This is a genomic window from Aquibacillus koreensis (assembly GCF_025154055.1).
In the GTDB taxonomy this organism is placed as follows: domain Bacteria; phylum Bacillota; class Bacilli; order Bacillales; family Amphibacillaceae; genus Aquibacillus_C; species Aquibacillus_C koreensis.
Genome location: NZ_JAOALK010000007.1, coordinates 62901 through 80493, shown reverse-complemented (window position 1 = coordinate 80493; position 17593 = coordinate 62901). Strand labels below are relative to the sequence as shown.

Sequence of the window (17593 nt, the reverse complement as noted above, 5' to 3'; positions counted from 1 at the left end):
CATTTCTCATTATACAGGATATTTATGGGGGTAGGAAGATTAGTAATTTATGGAACAACACTTTTTTCTATTTTATATTATTATCAAAGAAGTGCTTTATTATAAGTTTGTCCCAGATAGGGAATAAAAAAAGCAGGATCTTTATAGTCCTGCTTCGAATTGTTATTTAGTTTTTCTTTTCTTCTAATAGGTTTGCAAGTACGTGCTTCTTATATTTTTCGATTTTGCGTCCTTCATGTCGACGCACACCAATATTCTTAAGTTCTTCAACGTACCAACCTTTACTTCCTATATGCATCCCTATCATCCTCTCCCAAAAATTGCTTACGTGGTGATTGTAACATCTGTTTTTACCAATTTAAAATATAACGTTTTGCTTCTTTTATGAAAGCGATATAATAAGGTAATGCAGAATTTATAAGTTCGGAGGGGATGGATTGTGAACTATCAAGTGATCTCTTTAAATGTGGGGAAGCCTAGGGCGTACACGTGGAATAACAAGGAGTTGTTTACGGGTTTTGTTAAACAACCTGTGCACGAAAAAGTGTGGTTATCAAAGCTAGGCTTCACTGGTGATGGACAGGCTGACCGTAAAAACCATGGTGGAGAAGATAAGGCTTTATTAATGTATGCAAAAGACCATTACAATTTTTGGCAAACACAATACAGTCAAGAATTTAACATGCCATCCTTTGGTGAGAATATAACTATTGATGGTCTATTAGAAGAGGATGTATCAGTTGGGGATGTGTTTACACTTGGAGAGGCCGAAATTCAAGTGAGTCAACCGAGACAGCCCTGTTACAAAATAGCAGAAGTGCATCAAATAAAAGATATTCCCGCAGTTGTTACGGAAACTGGCTTCACCGGTTATTATTTCCGAGTTTTGAAAGAGGGTTATGTGTCACCAAATGATCAGTTAACATTGATGAAAAAAGACGAAAACAAAGTAAGTATTGCTTACATTCATCAAAGCCTATTTCACGAAAGGCAAGATGAAAATCGAATTAGAAAGATACTTGAGGTTGATGCGCTTGCCGCTTCGCTGCGCGCGTCTTTAACAAAAAGATTGATAAAATTGACATAGAACGGAGGATTGTCTTGGGATTATTTGATTCCTTAGCAGAAGAAAGGATAAAACAAGCTGCTCGAGATGGTGTATTTGATAACTTGCCGGGAAGTGGTAAACCTTTACCGGAAGATGATTTGTCAGGTGTTCCTGATGACATGAGAATGGGCTACCGAATTATGAAAAATGCAGGGTTTCTTCCGGAAGAGGTACAGCTTAATAAAGAGATCGTATCGTTAAGAGAATTAATTGACGCCTGTGACAATGAAGGGGAAAAAGGAACTTTGGAAAGAAAATTAACAGAAAAAGAGATTCGATATCAAATGCTCTTGGAAAAAAGACAAATAAATAAATCAAAAGCATTCCATCGATACAGTGGGCAAATAAATCGCAGAATCGGGCGGTAAATAAAAAAATAGCTCGATGACAAGAGGAGAAGCAGATGAGAAGTCTTTTCATATACGTATATGCAGGTTGGTTAGTATTTAAAAGTGTACCTAATTTGATAAAAGTAAAAAGAATGCCAAATACGGTTTCAATTGAGAATAAGAATGAACAAGTCTTTGAAACACCGAAACAGGTTTCACAGAATGTAATAAAAAAAATTGGGGTCCGTGTGCATACAAAGGGAATGGATAAGTTACCAGATGGACCCGTTTTATTTGTTTGTAATCATCAAGGATTATTCGATATTTTGGTTTTACTTGGATATGCGGGGAAACCATTAGGATTTATAGCAAAACAAGAAATTAAAAAAATTCCGATTATCCCTGCCTGGATGAAACAAATGCATTGTGTATTTATTGACCGTACGGATCGCAGAGGGGCAATAAAGGTAATAAACGAAGGAATAGAAAATATAAAACAAGGGCAGTCCATGGTTATCTTTCCAGAAGGTACAAGAAGTCGGGGTGGCAAGGTTAACGAATTTAAGTCTGGGAGTTTAAGGCTAGGCACGAAAGCAGAGGTACCGATTGTTCCGATCGCGATTGAGGGCACGTATAAAATATTAGAAGCGAACGATGGTAAAATTAAACCTGCAGATGTTTACCTAGAAGTTTGTGATCCGATTTATCCGAATGAATATAAAGATAAAAAGAATACAGAGTTAGCTGGTCAAATTCAAATGGCTGTAGAAAGAGCAATTCAAGCAAATTCTTAATGGAAAGGATGAATGACATTGTGTGGACGTTTTACCTTAGATGCGAATGAACTCGACATTTTAAGAGAATATGACGTAGAGAACGAGATCTCACATCAGCCACGATATAATGTTGCTCCTGGTCAAGAAGTACTTGCAATTATTCACGATGGTGAGAAGAAAAGAGCGGGTTTTCTAAAATGGGGACTAGTTCCCTCGTGGGCAAAGGACTCGAAGATTGGCTATAAAATGATTAATGCTAGAAGTGAAACTGCCCATGAGAAACCTAGCTTTAAACAATTGTTATCGAGAAAACGTTGCCTAATTTTAGCGGATAGCTTTTATGAATGGCAAAAGACGGAAGAAGGAAAACAACCGAAAAGAATTATGATGAAAGATCGAAAACTCTTTGCTTTTGCTGGTCTTTGGGACCAGTGGCGACAAGGAGATAATTCTCTGTTTACTTGTACGATTTTAACGAAAGATGCCGATTCATTTATGCGACCGATTCATGATCGAATGCCAGTTATTTTGCCGAAAGAAAAAGAAATGGATTGGTTATTTCCTGTCCAACGTGATATTGGTCATATCCATCAATTTGTTACACGAATTTCGACAGAAACAATGGTAGCTTACGATGTAAGTACAAAGGTGAATGCAGTGAAACATGATGATGAAACATGTATCCAACCACTTATTTAATAGGAATAAGCAGGAGTTTAGCTTTTTCTGGAGAATATATTAATGATGAAGAACTGCTTGGATATAGAATCTAGGTAGTTTTTTATTATATGGAAGTAGCGAAAAAAGGTGTTTTCTGTCGTTTGTTTTGATAAGTTCTATTTTTACTAGAATTAATTCGCTAAACTATTATATAAGCTTTTATTATGAATCCAAGGTGACCTACATGACTATATTTAGCATAGATAATATATTTGACGAAACGAAATTACACGATATCTACGACCAGCTTTCTAAAGTTGATGGGAACAAAAGTCTCGTGGATGAGTTGCAATCGTATGTGCAAGATCAAGTGAAGCTGTTGAAGGATTTTAAATATGCCATTGATCAATCGACTACGATCACGATGTCTGATCCCAAAGGACAAATTAAATATGTTGATGATAACTTTTGTAAGATAACAGGATATTCGAAAGACGAATTATTAAATCGGACGCATCGGGTTATTAATTCTGGATATCATGATTCTGCGTTTTTTAAAGACTTGTGGGATACGATATTGGCCGGGCATGTTTGGAACGGGGAAATAAAAATCAGAGCGAAAGATGCCTCTTTAATCTGGTTATCAACTACCATCGTTCCTATTTTGCATGATGATGGAACGGTGCATGCATTTATAGCATTTAGAAATGATATCACGGAGAAAAAGAATATTGAAGAACAATTGGTAGAGGCATTAAATAATGATTACCGGCGTGTACTACAAGAGTTAATGAATCTCGTGTTTCGTGTGAAAATGAGTGATACGGATGAAGGTTACTATTTCACGATGGTTGAAGGTAAGTTAGCGAAAAAAATTGCTTTCTCCAATGGTATGGTCTTTGATCAAAATCTGCAGATTAAATCGTTACTTATCCAAGAGAAATTGGATCAGGTTTTTCGTGGTGAGCAGGTGACGTTTAAATATAAAATTGGTGACTTGTCCTTATATACGATGCTTTCTCCTATTATGGAGGGTGATCAAGTAGTGGAAGTGATTGGATCTTCTGTTGATATTACATCGTTAGAGGAAGCGGAAGAACAAATTAAATACTTTGCTTATACCGATCCTTTAACCAATTTACCAAATCGAAGTAAATTCAGATCTGACCTGGAATCACATCTTGAGAAAAGGGATCAATATCCTTTTTCTGTTTTGCTATGTGACATAGATCGCTTAAAGTATATTAATGATGCTTTAGGTGAATTTGCAGGAGATAAAGTGATCGCAGTAGTAGCGAAACGGCTCGAAGAAATCTTGGGAGATCAGGGGGAGTTGTATCGGTACGGTGGCGATGAATTCATAGCGATCATGCACGGCTCTCATCAACAGGTGGATCTTATTAGTGATGAAATGATTAAAAGTATTAAAAAGCCAATTCCGATTGCGAGTAAAGAGTTTTATGTAACATCGACGATCGGTATTAGTAACCACAAACAAACGGGTATTACGCCAGATGAATTAATTCATCATGCTAGTGCTGCTGTCCATTACGGGAAGGTTAGTGGTAGGAATAGTAAGTTATTTTATTCCCCTAACATGAACAAAAAGTATAATAGTTTAATTTTACTAGAAGGTGAAATAAGAGCGGCCTTACATAAAAATGAATTTATGTTACATTATCAACCCAAGGTAAATGTGGTAACGGGTGAAATTATCGGAATGGAAGCGTTAGTTCGTTGGTTTCATAAGGAGCGTGGGTATATTCCGCCTAATGATTTTATTCCACTTACAGAAGAGACGGGTTTAATTATTCAGTTGGGTGAATGGGTCATTCGTCAAGCGTGTAAACAACATGTAGAGTGGATGGATAAAGGGATGGATCCTTTTTCGATTGCGGTCAATGTATCTGCAATTGAATTGCAACGGAATGATTTTGCAGAAAAAGTGTTCCGGATTATTGAAGAAACGGGTATGGATCCATCGCATTTAGTAATTGAAATAACAGAAAATAGTGTCATGCAAAATACGGAGGACTGCATCAATACAATGAATAAACTTCGTGAACGAGGCATTTCATTATCAATTGATGACTTCGGAACGGGATATTCTTCTTTTGGATATTTGCGTAAATTTCCAATCAACTATTTAAAAATAGATCAGTCCTTTATCAAGAATGCATTAACAGATGCAAGTAATGCTGAAATTGTGAAAGCGATGATTCAGATTGCACATACATTCGGTTTAAAAGTAGTTGCGGAAGGAGTGGAAGACCCAGAGATTTTATCCTTTATTGGTACACAACAATGCGATTATTACCAAGGGTATTTCTTTAGTGAACCACTACCACCGTTAGAGATTGAGAAATTGATGACTGTAAAAAGTAACTGAGTTGAAGAAAAGAAGCATAACCTACATTCGGTCATGCTTCTATTTTCTGGTAATCATTACTACATGGACATGGTCTTTTCTTTCTTTTGTCTTTTTTCTTGTTTTGCGACATCAAGGAATCGATTTGTTTCCGACACGACGACGCCAGAAAGCCCGATTAAACCAATTAAGTTCGGTAACGCCATTAAACCGTTCATGATATCAGCAACTCCAAATACAACGTCTAAGCTTGCAATCGCCCCTACAAATACAAACAAGATAAAGGCGATGCGGTAATAGGTGATTGCTTGATCGTTAAATAAATAGCTAAAGCACTTTTCGCCATAATAAGACCAACCAACTAATGTCGAGAACGCGAAGAAGATAATCCCAATTGCAACAATATACGTACCGGTATCACCTAAGAAATGCCCAAATGATGCTGAAGTTAAGTCGCCACCATCTATATTTCCACCATACATTTGTGCCATAACAATCGTAACACCTGTGATTGTACAAACAATAATTGTATCGATAAAAACTTGAGTCATGGAAACGAGTGCTTGACGACCAGGGTAGTCTGTTTTTGCTGCTGCTGCGGCAATAGGAGCAGAACCTAGACCGGCTTCGTTTGAAAATACACCACGAGCAACCCCGTAACGAATTACTGTACCTAAAATACCACCACCAACGGCATTAGCTGAAAAGGCATCTGTAAAAATAGTTTGGAATGCAGCAGGAACCAAGTCGAAGTTTAAAAAGATAATAATAAGACCTGCGATAACATAAAACAAAGCCATGATTGGAACAAAAAATGCCGTTACTCTTCCAATGCTTTTAATCCCGCCAAGAATAACAAGTGCCGTAACTACTGCTAGAACAAGGCCCGTTACCCATCCAGGGATACTAAAAGAAGTCTCGACTGCACCAGAAACCGCATTTGACTGAACCATGTTTCCAATCCCGAAGGCAGCAATCGCACCAAAAATAGCAAAGAGAACACCAAGCCATTTCGCTTTTAGCCCTTTTTCAAGATAATACATTGGTCCACCTGACATCTCGCCTTTATCGTTTTCAACACGATACTTTACTGCTAATATTGCTTCCGAATATTTGGTTGCCATCCCTACTAAAGCGGTGATCCACATCCAAAATACAGCACCGGGTCCACCTGCAACGACAGCGGATGCAACCCCTACAATATTACCAGTACCAATAGTAGCGGCCATTGCGGTTGATAATGCCTGGTAGTGACTAATATCCCCTTTTGATTTTTTGTCTTGTTTTGCAGGACTAAATGCTAGTTTTAATGCGTAAGGTAATGTTCTGAATTGAAGAAATCCTAGTCTGATTGTTAAATAGATACCCGTCCCAACTAAAAGGATGAGTAAAGGTGGGCCCCAAACAAAGCCACTGATTTCGCTGATAACTTCCATTGCTTTCCCATCTTTGCCCAGAAATTCACCCAATGCATCCATAAATTCTCCCATTGTAAAACCTCCTTAAGTATGATTATTTAAATTTCCTGAAAACTAAGCGAATAATTCAATAGATGAAAAAGGTATATTATGTCAATTGTTTAGAGAATGTTTGCGTGTTAAATGTAACACCTCCTAAAATTAATATTTGCCGTGGGAAGTATAGTTTGAATTATATAGTTAAAAGGTATAGTGATAATTAGAGTACATGTACTTATTAAAAGAATGTGTTTTTCTAATAATATGCTAACTTGTCTTGTATAATGAGGATAACAAATAAAGATTGGTGGTTATACTATGATTAAAGTTTTGTTTGTATGTCTTGGCAATATCTGTCGTTCTCCTATGGCGGAGGCGATTTTTCGTCATTTAGTTAAAGAAGAAGGTATAGAGGATCAGTTTATCATTGATTCAGCAGGAATAGGACGTTGGCATGTCGGGAATCCCCCGCATGAAGGAACAAGAAATCTATTAACGGAGAAGACGATATCATATGAAGGGATTACAGCAAGACAAATTCATGTGAATGATTGGGACGAGTTTGACTATATCATTGCGATGGATGAAAAGAATATGAGTGATTTACATGCTTTGCGTGAGGCACATGATCAGGTTGTGGTGAAGAGGTTAATGGATTATGTAGAAAACCCTAAAGAAAAGAATGTACCAGATCCATATTTCACTAATAATTTTGAGTACACGTATGAGTTAGTGGATGAAGGGTGTAAACAATTACTCAAGCAAATCAAAACAGTACATAAACAAGGATAAAGGAGTGTAACGCATGGGAAGTAGTAAATTTCTAAAAGGTATGATGATCGGTGCTGCTATTGGAGGGCTAGCAACTTTACTTGATCCTGACACAAGAAAAGCGGTTGGTAATAGAATAAGTAATACGGGTGCTACTGTTAATTACTATCGGAAGCATCCATCTGAAGGGTTTCACCAATTGCGCGACTACTATGAGCAAGCGTCAACATTTCTCATGCAAAACGTAAATAGTGGAATTGAAGTGGTGAACCAGATTCAATCAGTAATGGATACGTTAGATAAAGAAAGTGATGAGCAGACAGGAACAATGGAGACAACAAAGCTTATTGAATAAAGGAGAGGATAGATGTGCAATTGCAAAACATCTATGAATTCATAAAGCGTTTGATTAAGCGAATGTTGGACGATGATGTATTTGGTTTATCTGCGCAACTAGCCTATTTTTTTCTTCTGTCCTTATTCCCATTTATGATTTTCTTAGTTACTCTGATTGGCTATTTGCCAATACAGGAGATTGATGTTCTTAATTTTATTGACGAGTATGCACCGGAACAAATCATGCGCTTACTTGATGAGAATTTGAACCAGATTATGAACAATAGAAATGGCGGGTTATTGTCTGTTGGTATCATTGGTACTTTATGGTCGGCCTCGAATGGAATTAACGCCATCGTTCGGTCGTTTAATGCTGCTTATAATGTAGAAGAAACACGATCTTTTATCGCATCAAGACTAATTGCAATTGTATTAACCGTCGCTATGTTAATTGTTATTATTATTGCGTTTTTACTTCCTATTTTCGGGAAAGCAATTGGTGTGTATTTGTTCTCATTTATTGGATTGTCAGAGGACTTTATCCAAGTTTGGGAGACACTGCGTTGGGTAGTTTCATCAATCGTGTTCTTTATTGTCCTTTTGGCATTGTACACGTTAGCACCTAACAAAAAAATACACATAAAAGATGTTGCGGTAGGGGCGGCATTTGCAACAATTGGATGGCAATTGGTTTCACTTGCATTCTCCTTCTATGTAAATACAATGGGGAACTATTCAGCTACTTACGGAAGTCTAGGTGGTGTGATTGTCTTAATGATTTGGTTCTTCATCACAGGGGTTATTATTATTACTGGTGGAGAAATCAATGCATTATTGAAGTTGCGTAGAAAAGAGCAAAATTCCTAAAGGCGTGCTCTCGTAAATGAACTGCATCCCAATTGTTGGAAAGGAGCAACAATTGGGGTGCAGTTTTTTTGATCGTAATCTAAGATTTCGCGGACATCATCTAATCCGCTATTATCATGAAAATCGCAATTTTTAATGTATAAGCGGACATTTATTCCTTTATTTACCCAAAATTCATAATAGATCGCTATATGGCAAAATAGCGGAACGGATGTCCGCCAAGTAACCCAAAACAATGCATTTACCAAAAATAACGGAATAAATGTCCGCTTGCTTGCTTTGATAAAGGGATTACTGCTTCAACAATCGTAACCCATTCAAAATAACTAAAATCGTGCTACCTTCGTGTCCGATTACGCCTAAAGGCATATCTAATACTTGAATGAAGTTTGATGCGATTAATACAAGTATAACGCTGATCGAAAAGATGATGTTTTGTTTAACGATTTTGTTCATTCTTGCGGATAATGTAATAGCGTTTGCGATTTTTGATAGTTTGTTTTTCATTAACACGACATCAGCGGTATCTAGTGCGACATCCGTTCCTGCTCCCATGGCAATGCCAATATTGGCTGTGGCCAGTGCGGGTGCATCATTAATGCCATCGCCTACCATTGCGACGTTTCCATACTCCTCCCGTAATTGTTTTACATGTGTTACTTTATCCTCTGGTAAACAGTTCGCGATATAAGTATCAATATTTGCTTCTTTGGCAATCGCTCTTACTGTTGTTTCATTGTCACCAGAAAGCATTACGGTTTGGATGCCGTAGTTTTTAAAGGTTTTTATAGCTGCAATGGTATCCTTGCGAAGTATATCTTTTAGGGCAATAAGACCAACGACAGTTTCGTTCTTGGCGATAAATACAAGCGTTTTTGCTTCCCTTGCAAGCTGAGAAGCAATGCCGTTCTGGAATTCCTGTGCTTTATCCCCAACAAAAGCTAAGTTGCCAAGCCTCCAAATCTCTCCTTGTATGACGGCAGTAATGCCTTTGCCGCTAACGTCCTTCGTCTCTTCGATGTCAAAGGAATCATCGATATTGAATTCGTTGCAATAGCTCACAATAGCTTTGGCAAGAGGATGATTCGATTCTTTCTCAATGGCTCTCGTAACACCAAGGATGGTTTCTTTATTGTAGTTGGGATCTACGTAAACGTCCGTCACTTCTGGTTTTCCTTCGGTTAATGTACCAGTTTTGTCGATCGCGATGGCTTTTATGCTAGTGAGATTTTCGAGGTGAACGCCTCCTTTAAATAATACTCCGTTTCTAGCGCCGGTTGAAATGGCTGCTAATGTTGCCGGCATAATCGAAGCAACAAGAGCGCAAGGGGAAGCTACTACTAATAAAATCATCGCTCGATAAATTGTATCTGTCCATGACCATCCGAATATAAAGTGAGGTAAAAACATCATCACTGCTACGACGACCAAGACGATATTCACATAGATATTTTCGAACTTCTCAATGAAAAGTTGCGACGGTGATTTTTCGCTTTGTGCATTTTGGACAAGTGTGATGATTTTTTGGAAAAGGGAGTCACTAGAGAGTTTCGTAATTTCAACCGTAAGACTCCCTGTTAAATTTACTGTTCCTGCAAATACCTTATGATCTTTTTCTTTTTCTACAGGAAAGGACTCTCCTGTCAGTGCGCTCTCATCAATTGAAGTAGTACCTTTGACAATGACGCCATCTGCAGGTATTCTTTCGCCAGCTTTAATTAAGATTTCATCGTTAATTCTTAACGCAGACACATGAATGAACTCTTCTCTGCCGTTTGAAATACGTAATGCTTGTTCAGGTTGAAGATCCATGAGAGAGGATATTTCGCGTTCGCTTTTATTCATTGTGTACGTTTCAAGTGCACCAGATAAGGCAAAGATAAAGATTAATATCGCGCCTTCCGTCCAGTATCCAATCGCTGCTGCACCAATGGCAGCGAAAATCATTAGCATTTCCACATTGAGTTTTCGATCTTTGATTGTGTCTTCTATTCCTTCTTTTGCTTTTGCAAATCCACCAATTGTGAAAGCGGCAAGGTTTAAACTGATCCATGTGGTTGTAGAAAGATTGTTTTCGAACCCCCATGCTAGTGCGATTAAGAAGCCGCTTGTGATGGCTGCGATTAGTTCTGCATGTTTCCGTAGACGGTTTAAAAACAAGTGATTGCGTTCATTGTGTATCGGTGTAATATGTTTATTTGTAATTATTCTTAATAGTGTAGACAACCTAATCATCTCCTGTAATCTAATTGATAATAATAATCAGTACGTAAATGTGTTAATTACTATAATACTAAGGATTTTGATAATGATTATCATTACTACTAGATTATAATTATTATAATTTACTAATTAACTTAATCATATCATATTTTACCAAAGCGTCAATGTGCGTATTTCCTTTAGTGGGAGAAGGGATGGTTGAGGAGTTAGTAACACTTATGTATAACAGCAGAAAAAAATAATAGAAACAGAGTGTAAATAGATTGAATTGGTAAAGATAAACTGTTATCTTTTATAGAGTGAATAGCATATAACAATAAATTTAAGGTGGGACATAAAGATGAAAAATAAGGGGTTATTTTTTACAATTTTTATTAGTTTGATGCTTCTGTTAGCTGCATGTGGGACTTCTGATACGGAGCAAAATACACAGGAAGATACAGACCAAAATTCACAGCAAGCAGATGACAATGAAACAGCTTCAACACATTGGAATGAAATAGAAGAAGCTGGAGAAATAGTTGTAGGAACATCCGGAACGTTATATCCGGCTTCGTTTTATCCGGAAGAATCAGAAGAGTTAACAGGTTATGATATAGAAATTATTAAAGAAGTTGCAAATCGTTTAGGCTTAGAGATAAAGTATGAAACAATGGCAGTTGATGGTATGTTAGCATCTCTAAACAACGGCAGAGTGGACTTAGTTATCAATGATATGGAGATTACAGAAGAAAGAAAAAAACAATTTTCTTTCAGTGATCCATATAAATACTCCTATACTACGATGATTGTTAGAGCGGAAGATCATTCTGGAATCGAAACGCTTGAGGATCTAGATGGTAAAAAAGCTGGTGGTGGTGCAACAACGGTGTTTAGTCAAATTGCTGAGCACTATGGTGCAGAAGTTGTAACTTATGGTAATGCAACAAACGATACTTACTTAAGAGATGTAGATAATGGTAGAACAGATACAGTTATTAATGACTACTACTTACAGAGCTTAGCATTAAAAGCATTCCCTGAGTTTGATATTGTTTTACATCCGGACTTGAAATTCCATCCGACTGAACAAGCTATTGTCATGCCTTTAGAATCAAATGTTCTAAATGAGAAAATAAACGAAACGTTAGCCGAAATGCGTGAAGATGGCACGTTAACGGAATTATCCGAGCAGTTCTTTGGTGGTAAAGATGCGTCTAAACAACCAGAAGAGGATATTGTTGAAATTGAAGGACTAGACCTGTAGGTGAGAGACTATGCTTGAGATTGATGTAAATGATTTAGACTTTGGCAATCTTTTTGATGTAGAACTAGCATTTAAAAATTTACCGTTTGTTTTAGAAGGTTTACCGATGACCATCGCTGTTTCTTTTACGGCGATGGCCATTGGTCTATTATTAGGATTTTTTCTCGCACTAGGACGACAGTCGAAAAACATCTTACTAAGGTGGCCATCAAGACTCTATATTTCATTTATGAGGGGCACGCCAATCTTAGTGTTTTTATTTATTTTGTATAGTGGTTTGCCAATGGTTGGTATTCAGTTTAGTGGCATAACCGCGGCGATCTTAGGTTTTGGCTTAAATAGTGCTGCCTATATTGCGGAGATCAACCGAGCTTCGTTAAATAGTGTTTCTAATGGCCAGTGGGAGTCAGCGAAAGCGTTGGGATTTAATTATTGGCAGACACTTACGAGAGTAGTCACGCCACAAGCAGTACGAATTGCACTTCCGCCATTAACAAATGTGTTTTTAGATATTGTAAAAGCAACATCGCTTGCAGCAGTAATTACCGTTCCAGAGTTATTTCAAAAAGCGCAAATAGTAGGCGGTAGAACGTTTGATCCATTGACGATGTATATACTTATTGCTTTCATTTATTGGCCATTATGTATTCTTATTTCAGCATTCCAAGAGAGACTTGAAAAAAGGTTCAGTCGTTATGTAAGCTAATAGTAATTCAAGGAAATGTGGTGAACGTGGATGGCGAAAAAAATAGTTGTCATTGGTAGCTTGAATATGGATGTCATTGTATCAGCGAGCCGAATGCCAAAAACCGGAGAAACAATTCACGGAGAAAAAGTACGTTATTTACCAGGCGGTAAAGGTGCTAATCAAGCGGTAGCGATTAGGAAGCTTGGTGGGGATGTTACGATGATCGGTGCTGTTGGGGAAGATCAATTTGCTCAGCAAATCCTCAAACAACTCGAGGCATATCAACTTGATACGAAACTTGTCTCGCAAATTCCGGGGGTTGCTACGGGAATAGCAAATATCGTACATGTGCCACAAGATAACAGTATTATTGTCATACCTGGTGCGAATGGTCAGTGTACACCTGCATTGCTTCAAGATTTGGAAGAGGTTATCGCAAGTGCTGATTTTTTATTAATGCAACTAGAGATCCCGTTAGAAACGGTAACATATGCGCTAAAAATGGCGAAAGAACATCAGGTGACTACGATCTTGAACCCGGCTCCTGCTGTAAGTCTAAGTGAAGAAGTGATGATGTTGGTGGATTATATCACGCCAAATGAAACTGAACTTGAAGTACTGTTGAATGAAAAGGCTAGTTTGGAACAAGCTTTCACGTCTTGGTATCAATCCTATCAGACGGAATTGATTGTTACGTTAGGAGAAAAGGGCTGTGCTTATTACGACCAAGGTGAGGTTGTAACGATTCCTGCTAGTAAAGTGGCTGATGTTACAGACACAACTGGTGCAGGAGATGCTTTTAATGGGGCGGTTGCTTATGGGCTTGCCCAAGACTGGGAAATGGCTAAAATCATTGCGTTTGCTATTCAGGTCTCGGGTCTTGCGGTAACGAAGTTCGGTGCGCAAGAAGGGATGCCTTATAAGGAAGAAGTGGATCGTTTAAATGGATAAGAGAATGCTAAGGAGATGTGTGATGCATCTCCTTTTTTTAACCCAAATGAAAAAAGTAAAACTCCCAATTTAATAGAAGTTTTACTATATGGATCTGTTCTTTAATTAAAAGTCATTTCCACTTTAATTTCACCATCCAATGATGACCAATAACCACCACTTAACCCAATACCATCTAAAACATCAGGTACCGCAACTCCGCCAGCTACTTCGCCCTCTACAACATAAACATACGTGTAAACCTTCTCTTCTGCGTTAACATTGTCACAACATTGTTCTTCATTTAAGGGGTGATTCTTCACAGCAAATTTTTCAACATCAACTGTCTTACCTAAATAATGTTCAAAATCATTCATTTGCCCACTACCCCAATCGGAATTAGGATCAGGAGTACCAGCAAGAGCGTCCTCCTTAATCTTTTCTTCTGTTAACACATACTTTTCTTGGTGCTGTTCATAAGAAAGGACCTCAAATCCTTCTGCTTCAAGATAATCCTTCGCAACAGTTGCAGTTTCAGAAATACTATCTTGATTACAGCCTGCTAGAATAAAGAAAGATAGTACTAATATAAATCCAATCTTCATTTTCACTATAATCTTCCCCTTAGGAATTTTTGGTAACGCTATCATTTATGTGGAGTGTTCGGTGAACCTCTCGTATTCATTGGTTAAGAAACAGTACATATATCGTACTTCTTCTAACCTAAGTGTATCATATATTCCAGTTTTTGTATTATTGAAGTTGCGTTGATGCCAATTTTGTTATAAGCAAAATCTTTTAGAATAAAGACTTTAAATGAAGCAATAGAGCGTTATAATAAAAGAAAGTGAAGTCGGATTAAGTTAACCTCTATGTGTCTCTCATCAAAATCCGTTATATGGATAGGAGGGGAAATCTACATGCGCATAACAGAAGGTATGTTTTTTCAGTCAAGTAATTGGATGAAACGAAATGCTAGACCGTTAGAAATCGCTCTATGGGAATATTATTTCGAACAGGGAAGTCGTGATCGAGTCGTACAATACCTAACTGCATTTCAGAATGAAGATGGAGGCTTTGGTCATGGTGTCGAACCGGATTTTTGGTCCCCATACTCATCACCAATGGCGACTTGGGCTGCTGCGCAAATTTTATTTGATGTCGAAGTTGACTCAAATCAGGATATTGTGCAAAGGATGTTGGCCTATTTGGTAGATTCAAATGATCGAGAAACTGGGATGTGGCCATCCGTGCTACCCGGAAATAATCAGTTTCCTCACGCACCTTGGTGGCACTGGAGTGAAGGCGTACAGAACAACTGGATGTTTAATCCAGGAGTAGAGTTAGCTGCGTATCTTATACACTGGTCACCGGAACAAAGTGAAGCTGCTGCAATTGGCTGGTCTTCTATAGAAAAAGCAATCCAGCGCCTTCAACGTGTTACAGAAATGGATTGGCACGAAATTCATAATTATCAACGGCTTATCAAAGTATTGCGTGGGAAAGAAGAGACTGTTAATCATAAACTTGCATATTCCTTAAAAGACATCACGGATAAAGTTTCGTTACTCATCATGTCTAGTGTAGAGCGTGATGTAACAGCTTGGTCCACAGGATATAAACCTCTACCACTTGATTTTATGGATAGCCCGGAAGACCCTCTGTCTATAGAATTTGGATCGTTAATCGAACAAAACTTACATTTTTATGTGGATTCTTTATCCAATGAAGGTACTTGGGAAATACCATGGGACTGGGGAAGCTATCCAGAAGCCTTTACGGTCGCTAAAAGGTATTGGCAAGGCATCATGTTGGTACGCCGATTTATGACATTTCAAGCGTTTGGATATTTACAACGATAAACGTGATTACAGCGTGGTGGGAATGCAAGCCATTTTTTGAAAAAATCTGTTGCACAATGGTTAGTTCTCAGACTGTTGTTCGTAAAGGGATCACATTAATAAATTATAAAATGATAAAAAAATATAGCTATTGTCGGTTTGGAGGGGTCAGTTTGGATCGGTTTATCTTCATTTTTGGTATTCTCGTATTCGCGGCGTGTTTAATCATGTTTGTCATGAATTTAGTTGGTGAGTACGATGGCATTGTGTTGTTAATTTCTATTTTCGGGATGCTAAATGCAAGTATTGCCATTGGTGTATCTGAAATATTGGGAAGGGTAAAGCGTATGTAGTAGCGGTTTTGTACTAGTAACATGTCATTGAAGGGGAAGAGAAGATGGAAATCCTCCAATCGTTTTTACAAGATGAAATTTCTGATCAAGAATTTTATGATGGAATTATTGAATTTATTTATTCTCTTAATATTAGAAGTGGGGAATATGAGTGTAACCACTACATTATTAAGAAGATGGACCATTTCAACTATATTATTTATGATGAGTATGTCATTGAAGGGAAAAGAGAGATTCATGGGTCTGTATCCATACATAAAGGAAAACTAATTAGAATTATTAATAGATATGCCAAAAAGCAAGGATTTAAAATAAAAAAATAGCTTTTCAAAATAGTGGGTTATATTATATAATTTTCCATACATTTATTCACTTTTCTGACGAACTGATAAACCGTGGCATATTGCCACTCTCATTAATAAACGAGTGAGCCGGTTTCGTATCATTTATGATATGAAACTGGCTCTTTTTAATTAGGAGGAATTAATGATGTACTTGTTTAAAAACCTAAAAGAAGTTCATGACCCTTTTTACCAGCAAACATTTTCGATTTACCCGTGGGAATATGAATTGTTGCAAACAAAAACATTAAAACGATTAAAGTATTTATCACATTATGGAACAGGTTCACTGATCACTTCCGTAAAACATTCAAGGTTTGAGCATACCATTGGTGTCTGGACTATTATTTCAACGTTTTTCCCGAAAGAAGAGGAGCTACGAATAGCGGCACTGTTACATGACATTGGGCATCTACCTTTTTCGCATGCAGTGGAGCACCCGCTTGGTCTAAATCATCATACGATCACAGAGGAATATATAAGAGGAGAGGAAGTAGCAAGAATTTTACGTAAGTATGATTTTTTACCTGAGAAAATTATTGATCTGCTTAACCAAGATACACCTTTATCTCACAAGACAGCATACTTAAGTGCAGATCACTTAGATAGTTTCTTAAGAGATGCCTATATGTTAGGGAGGTTAGATAGGCGTCCAGCGCAAATGATTCAGTCTATATATTTTGAGGATAAGTACGTTGAAGCAGACCTTACTACTAGCCGGGAGATTATGAGCGCACTTTACCATGATCATTGTTCGTTCTTGCATCCCACATTGCTAGCATTAGACTACCTATTGTCAAAGGCTATTTCTATTTATGCCACAGAAAAGGCCCAAACTACGGAGGTTATTAAAACACTTACTAATAATGAGTTAATCCATTTGCTAGTACATTCACGGATCGAAAGTGTGGAGGAAATCATGTCCATCGTCATGTGGGAGCCTGAACGGATTATGGTGCATGATCATCTGGTGGACGGTGCAGAAACAATTGAGGTCCGGAAAGTGTACGATAAGTCGCCGTTGGTAGATGGAGAGAAACTAACCTCTATTTGTGCGGATTCTCATAAGTTACTTGAGGAGATTCGTTCATTGAAGAAAGTGTATTATATTTCTTATTAGTGTGGGTTAAGTGGCGTGTTGAACAATCTAAATAACGGTACTTGGATTTAAAAATGCAAGTACCGTTTATAATCCTAATGTAAACCGAAGACACGATAGATCAACTACTATAGTATTTGTACTGTTATTTAAGGTGCTAAAGTCATTGAGATTTCGTGTGATAAATGAACTGTTATCTA

19 protein-coding genes are annotated in these 17593 nt (G+C 37.6%); 15 read left to right on the top strand and 4 right to left on the bottom strand.

Annotated elements, in window-relative coordinates; all coding sequences use genetic code 11:
• Positions 1-166: 166 nt before the first annotated feature.
• Positions 167-298 carry a YflJ family protein gene (locus NYQ66_RS01475; RefSeq protein WP_259866078.1) on the bottom strand — a complete coding sequence of 44 codons (132 nt, stop codon included), beginning with the start codon at positions 296-298 and terminating at the stop codon, positions 167-169.
• 141 nt (positions 299-439) lie between these two features.
• Between NYQ66_RS01475 and NYQ66_RS01470 the strand changes: the two genes are divergently transcribed.
• From NYQ66_RS01470 to NYQ66_RS01450, 5 genes are all read left to right on the top strand, one after another.
• The gene (locus NYQ66_RS01470) at positions 440-1087 is read left to right on the top strand and encodes an MOSC domain-containing protein (protein ID WP_259866076.1); all 648 of its coding nucleotides are present in this window, start codon (positions 440-442) and stop codon (positions 1085-1087) included.
• A gap of 14 nt (positions 1088-1101) precedes the next feature.
• Entirely contained in the window at positions 1102-1476 is a 375-nt protein-coding gene (locus NYQ66_RS01465; RefSeq protein WP_259866075.1) for a DnaJ family domain-containing protein, read from the top strand.
• A gap of 35 nt (positions 1477-1511) precedes the next feature.
• Complete coding sequence (locus tag NYQ66_RS01460) at positions 1512-2231, top strand: lysophospholipid acyltransferase family protein (protein ID WP_259866073.1); 720 nt, start codon at positions 1512-1514, stop codon at positions 2229-2231.
• Between the two features lie 12 nt (positions 2232-2243).
• The gene (locus NYQ66_RS01455) at positions 2244-2912 is read left to right on the top strand and encodes an SOS response-associated peptidase (RefSeq protein WP_311201997.1); all 669 of its coding nucleotides are present in this window, start codon (positions 2244-2246) and stop codon (positions 2910-2912) included.
• A 205-nt stretch (positions 2913-3117) separates the two neighbouring features.
• Positions 3118-5262 (top strand): sensor domain-containing protein, encoded by a 2145-nt coding sequence (locus NYQ66_RS01450; RefSeq protein WP_259866068.1) that lies wholly within the window; start codon positions 3118-3120, stop codon positions 5260-5262.
• Positions 5263-5321: 59 nt separating this feature from the next.
• On the opposite strand, the gene NYQ66_RS01445 is transcribed toward NYQ66_RS01450, so the two are convergent.
• Positions 5322-6677 (bottom strand): alanine/glycine:cation symporter family protein, encoded by a 1356-nt coding sequence (locus NYQ66_RS01445; protein WP_259866177.1) that lies wholly within the window; start codon positions 6675-6677, stop codon positions 5322-5324.
• 339 nt (positions 6678-7016) lie between these two features.
• Between NYQ66_RS01445 and NYQ66_RS01440 the strand changes: the two genes are divergently transcribed.
• The 3 genes from NYQ66_RS01440 to NYQ66_RS01430 are packed head-to-tail and all read left to right on the top strand — an operon-like array spanning position 7017 to position 8672.
• Positions 7017-7490, top strand: a complete 474-nt coding sequence (locus NYQ66_RS01440) for a low molecular weight protein-tyrosine-phosphatase (RefSeq protein WP_259866065.1) — start codon at positions 7017-7019, stop codon at positions 7488-7490.
• Positions 7491-7503: 13 nt separating this feature from the next.
• On the top strand, positions 7504-7824 hold the full coding sequence (locus NYQ66_RS01435) for a YtxH domain-containing protein (protein ID WP_259866063.1): 321 nt from the start codon (positions 7504-7506) through the stop codon (positions 7822-7824).
• A gap of 20 nt (positions 7825-7844) precedes the next feature.
• Positions 7845-8672 (top strand): YihY/virulence factor BrkB family protein, encoded by an 828-nt coding sequence (locus NYQ66_RS01430; protein ID WP_259866175.1) that lies wholly within the window; start codon positions 7845-7847, stop codon positions 8670-8672.
• Positions 8673-8963: 291 nt separating this feature from the next.
• Here the strand turns inward: NYQ66_RS01430 and NYQ66_RS01425 are convergent, their stop codons facing one another.
• The gene (locus NYQ66_RS01425) at positions 8964-10898 is read right to left on the bottom strand and encodes a heavy metal translocating P-type ATPase (RefSeq protein ID WP_407652035.1); all 1935 of its coding nucleotides are present in this window, start codon (positions 10896-10898) and stop codon (positions 8964-8966) included.
• Positions 10899-11235: 337 nt separating this feature from the next.
• On the opposite strand from NYQ66_RS01425, the gene NYQ66_RS01420 reads away from it, so the two are divergent.
• From NYQ66_RS01420 to rbsK, 3 genes are read left to right on the top strand one after another with little or no spacing between them, the layout of a single operon-like run.
• Positions 11236-12141 (top strand): transporter substrate-binding domain-containing protein, encoded by a 906-nt coding sequence (locus NYQ66_RS01420; protein ID WP_259866062.1) that lies wholly within the window; start codon positions 11236-11238, stop codon positions 12139-12141.
• A 10-nt stretch (positions 12142-12151) separates the two neighbouring features.
• The gene (locus NYQ66_RS01415) at positions 12152-12847 is read left to right on the top strand and encodes an amino acid ABC transporter permease (RefSeq protein WP_259866059.1); all 696 of its coding nucleotides are present in this window, start codon (positions 12152-12154) and stop codon (positions 12845-12847) included.
• A 30-nt stretch (positions 12848-12877) separates the two neighbouring features.
• Positions 12878-13780 (top strand): ribokinase, encoded by a 903-nt coding sequence (gene rbsK / locus NYQ66_RS01410; protein ID WP_259866057.1) that lies wholly within the window; start codon positions 12878-12880, stop codon positions 13778-13780.
• Between the two features lie 101 nt (positions 13781-13881).
• Here the strand turns inward: rbsK and NYQ66_RS01405 are convergent, their stop codons facing one another.
• On the bottom strand, positions 13882-14370 hold the full coding sequence (locus NYQ66_RS01405) for a DUF4830 domain-containing protein (protein ID WP_259866055.1): 489 nt from the start codon (positions 14368-14370) through the stop codon (positions 13882-13884).
• Positions 14371-14679: 309 nt separating this feature from the next.
• On the opposite strand from NYQ66_RS01405, the gene NYQ66_RS01400 reads away from it, so the two are divergent.
• The 4 genes from NYQ66_RS01400 (at position 14680) to NYQ66_RS01385 (ending at position 17414) form a co-directional block, all read left to right on the top strand.
• On the top strand, positions 14680-15621 hold the full coding sequence (locus NYQ66_RS01400; RefSeq protein ID WP_259866053.1) for a prenyltransferase/squalene oxidase repeat-containing protein: 942 nt from the start codon (positions 14680-14682) through the stop codon (positions 15619-15621).
• 152 nt (positions 15622-15773) lie between these two features.
• Entirely contained in the window at positions 15774-15953 is a 180-nt protein-coding gene (locus NYQ66_RS01395) for a hypothetical protein (protein ID WP_259866051.1), read from the top strand.
• Between the two features lie 44 nt (positions 15954-15997).
• Positions 15998-16276 (top strand): hypothetical protein, encoded by a 279-nt coding sequence (locus NYQ66_RS01390; protein ID WP_259866049.1) that lies wholly within the window; start codon positions 15998-16000, stop codon positions 16274-16276.
• 166 nt (positions 16277-16442) lie between these two features.
• Positions 16443-17414 carry an HD domain-containing protein gene (locus tag NYQ66_RS01385; protein WP_259866048.1) on the top strand — a complete coding sequence of 324 codons (972 nt, stop codon included), beginning with the start codon at positions 16443-16445 and terminating at the stop codon, positions 17412-17414.
• Positions 17415-17593: the final 179 nt, after the last annotated feature.

What these genes read in the sequence shown, in the direction of transcription:
- NYQ66_RS01475 (WP_259866078.1), bottom strand. Translation starts at nt 298, where the DNA reads ATGCATATAGGAAGTAAAGGTTGGTACGTTGAAGAACTTAAGAATATT.
- NYQ66_RS01460 (WP_259866073.1), top strand. Translation starts at nt 1,512, where the DNA reads ATGAGAAGTCTTTTCATATACGTATATGCAGGTTGGTTAGTATTTAAA.
- NYQ66_RS01455 (WP_311201997.1), top strand. Translation starts at nt 2,244, where the DNA reads ATGACATTGTGTGGACGTTTTACCTTAGATGCGAATGAACTCGACATT.
- NYQ66_RS01450 (WP_259866068.1), top strand. Translation starts at nt 3,118, where the DNA reads ATGACTATATTTAGCATAGATAATATATTTGACGAAACGAAATTACAC.
- NYQ66_RS01445 (WP_259866177.1), bottom strand. Translation starts at nt 6,677, where the DNA reads ATGGAAGTTATCAGCGAAATCAGTGGCTTTGTTTGGGGCCCACCTTTA.
- NYQ66_RS01440 (WP_259866065.1), top strand. Translation starts at nt 7,017, where the DNA reads ATGATTAAAGTTTTGTTTGTATGTCTTGGCAATATCTGTCGTTCTCCT.
- NYQ66_RS01435 (WP_259866063.1), top strand. Translation starts at nt 7,504, where the DNA reads ATGGGAAGTAGTAAATTTCTAAAAGGTATGATGATCGGTGCTGCTATT.
- NYQ66_RS01420 (WP_259866062.1), top strand. Translation starts at nt 11,236, where the DNA reads ATGAAAAATAAGGGGTTATTTTTTACAATTTTTATTAGTTTGATGCTT.
- NYQ66_RS01415 (WP_259866059.1), top strand. Translation starts at nt 12,152, where the DNA reads ATGCTTGAGATTGATGTAAATGATTTAGACTTTGGCAATCTTTTTGAT.
- rbsK (WP_259866057.1), top strand. Translation starts at nt 12,878, where the DNA reads ATGGCGAAAAAAATAGTTGTCATTGGTAGCTTGAATATGGATGTCATT.
- NYQ66_RS01400 (WP_259866053.1), top strand. Translation starts at nt 14,680, where the DNA reads ATGCGCATAACAGAAGGTATGTTTTTTCAGTCAAGTAATTGGATGAAA.
- NYQ66_RS01390 (WP_259866049.1), top strand. Translation starts at nt 15,998, where the DNA reads ATGGAAATCCTCCAATCGTTTTTACAAGATGAAATTTCTGATCAAGAA.
- NYQ66_RS01385 (WP_259866048.1), top strand. Translation starts at nt 16,443, where the DNA reads ATGTACTTGTTTAAAAACCTAAAAGAAGTTCATGACCCTTTTTACCAG.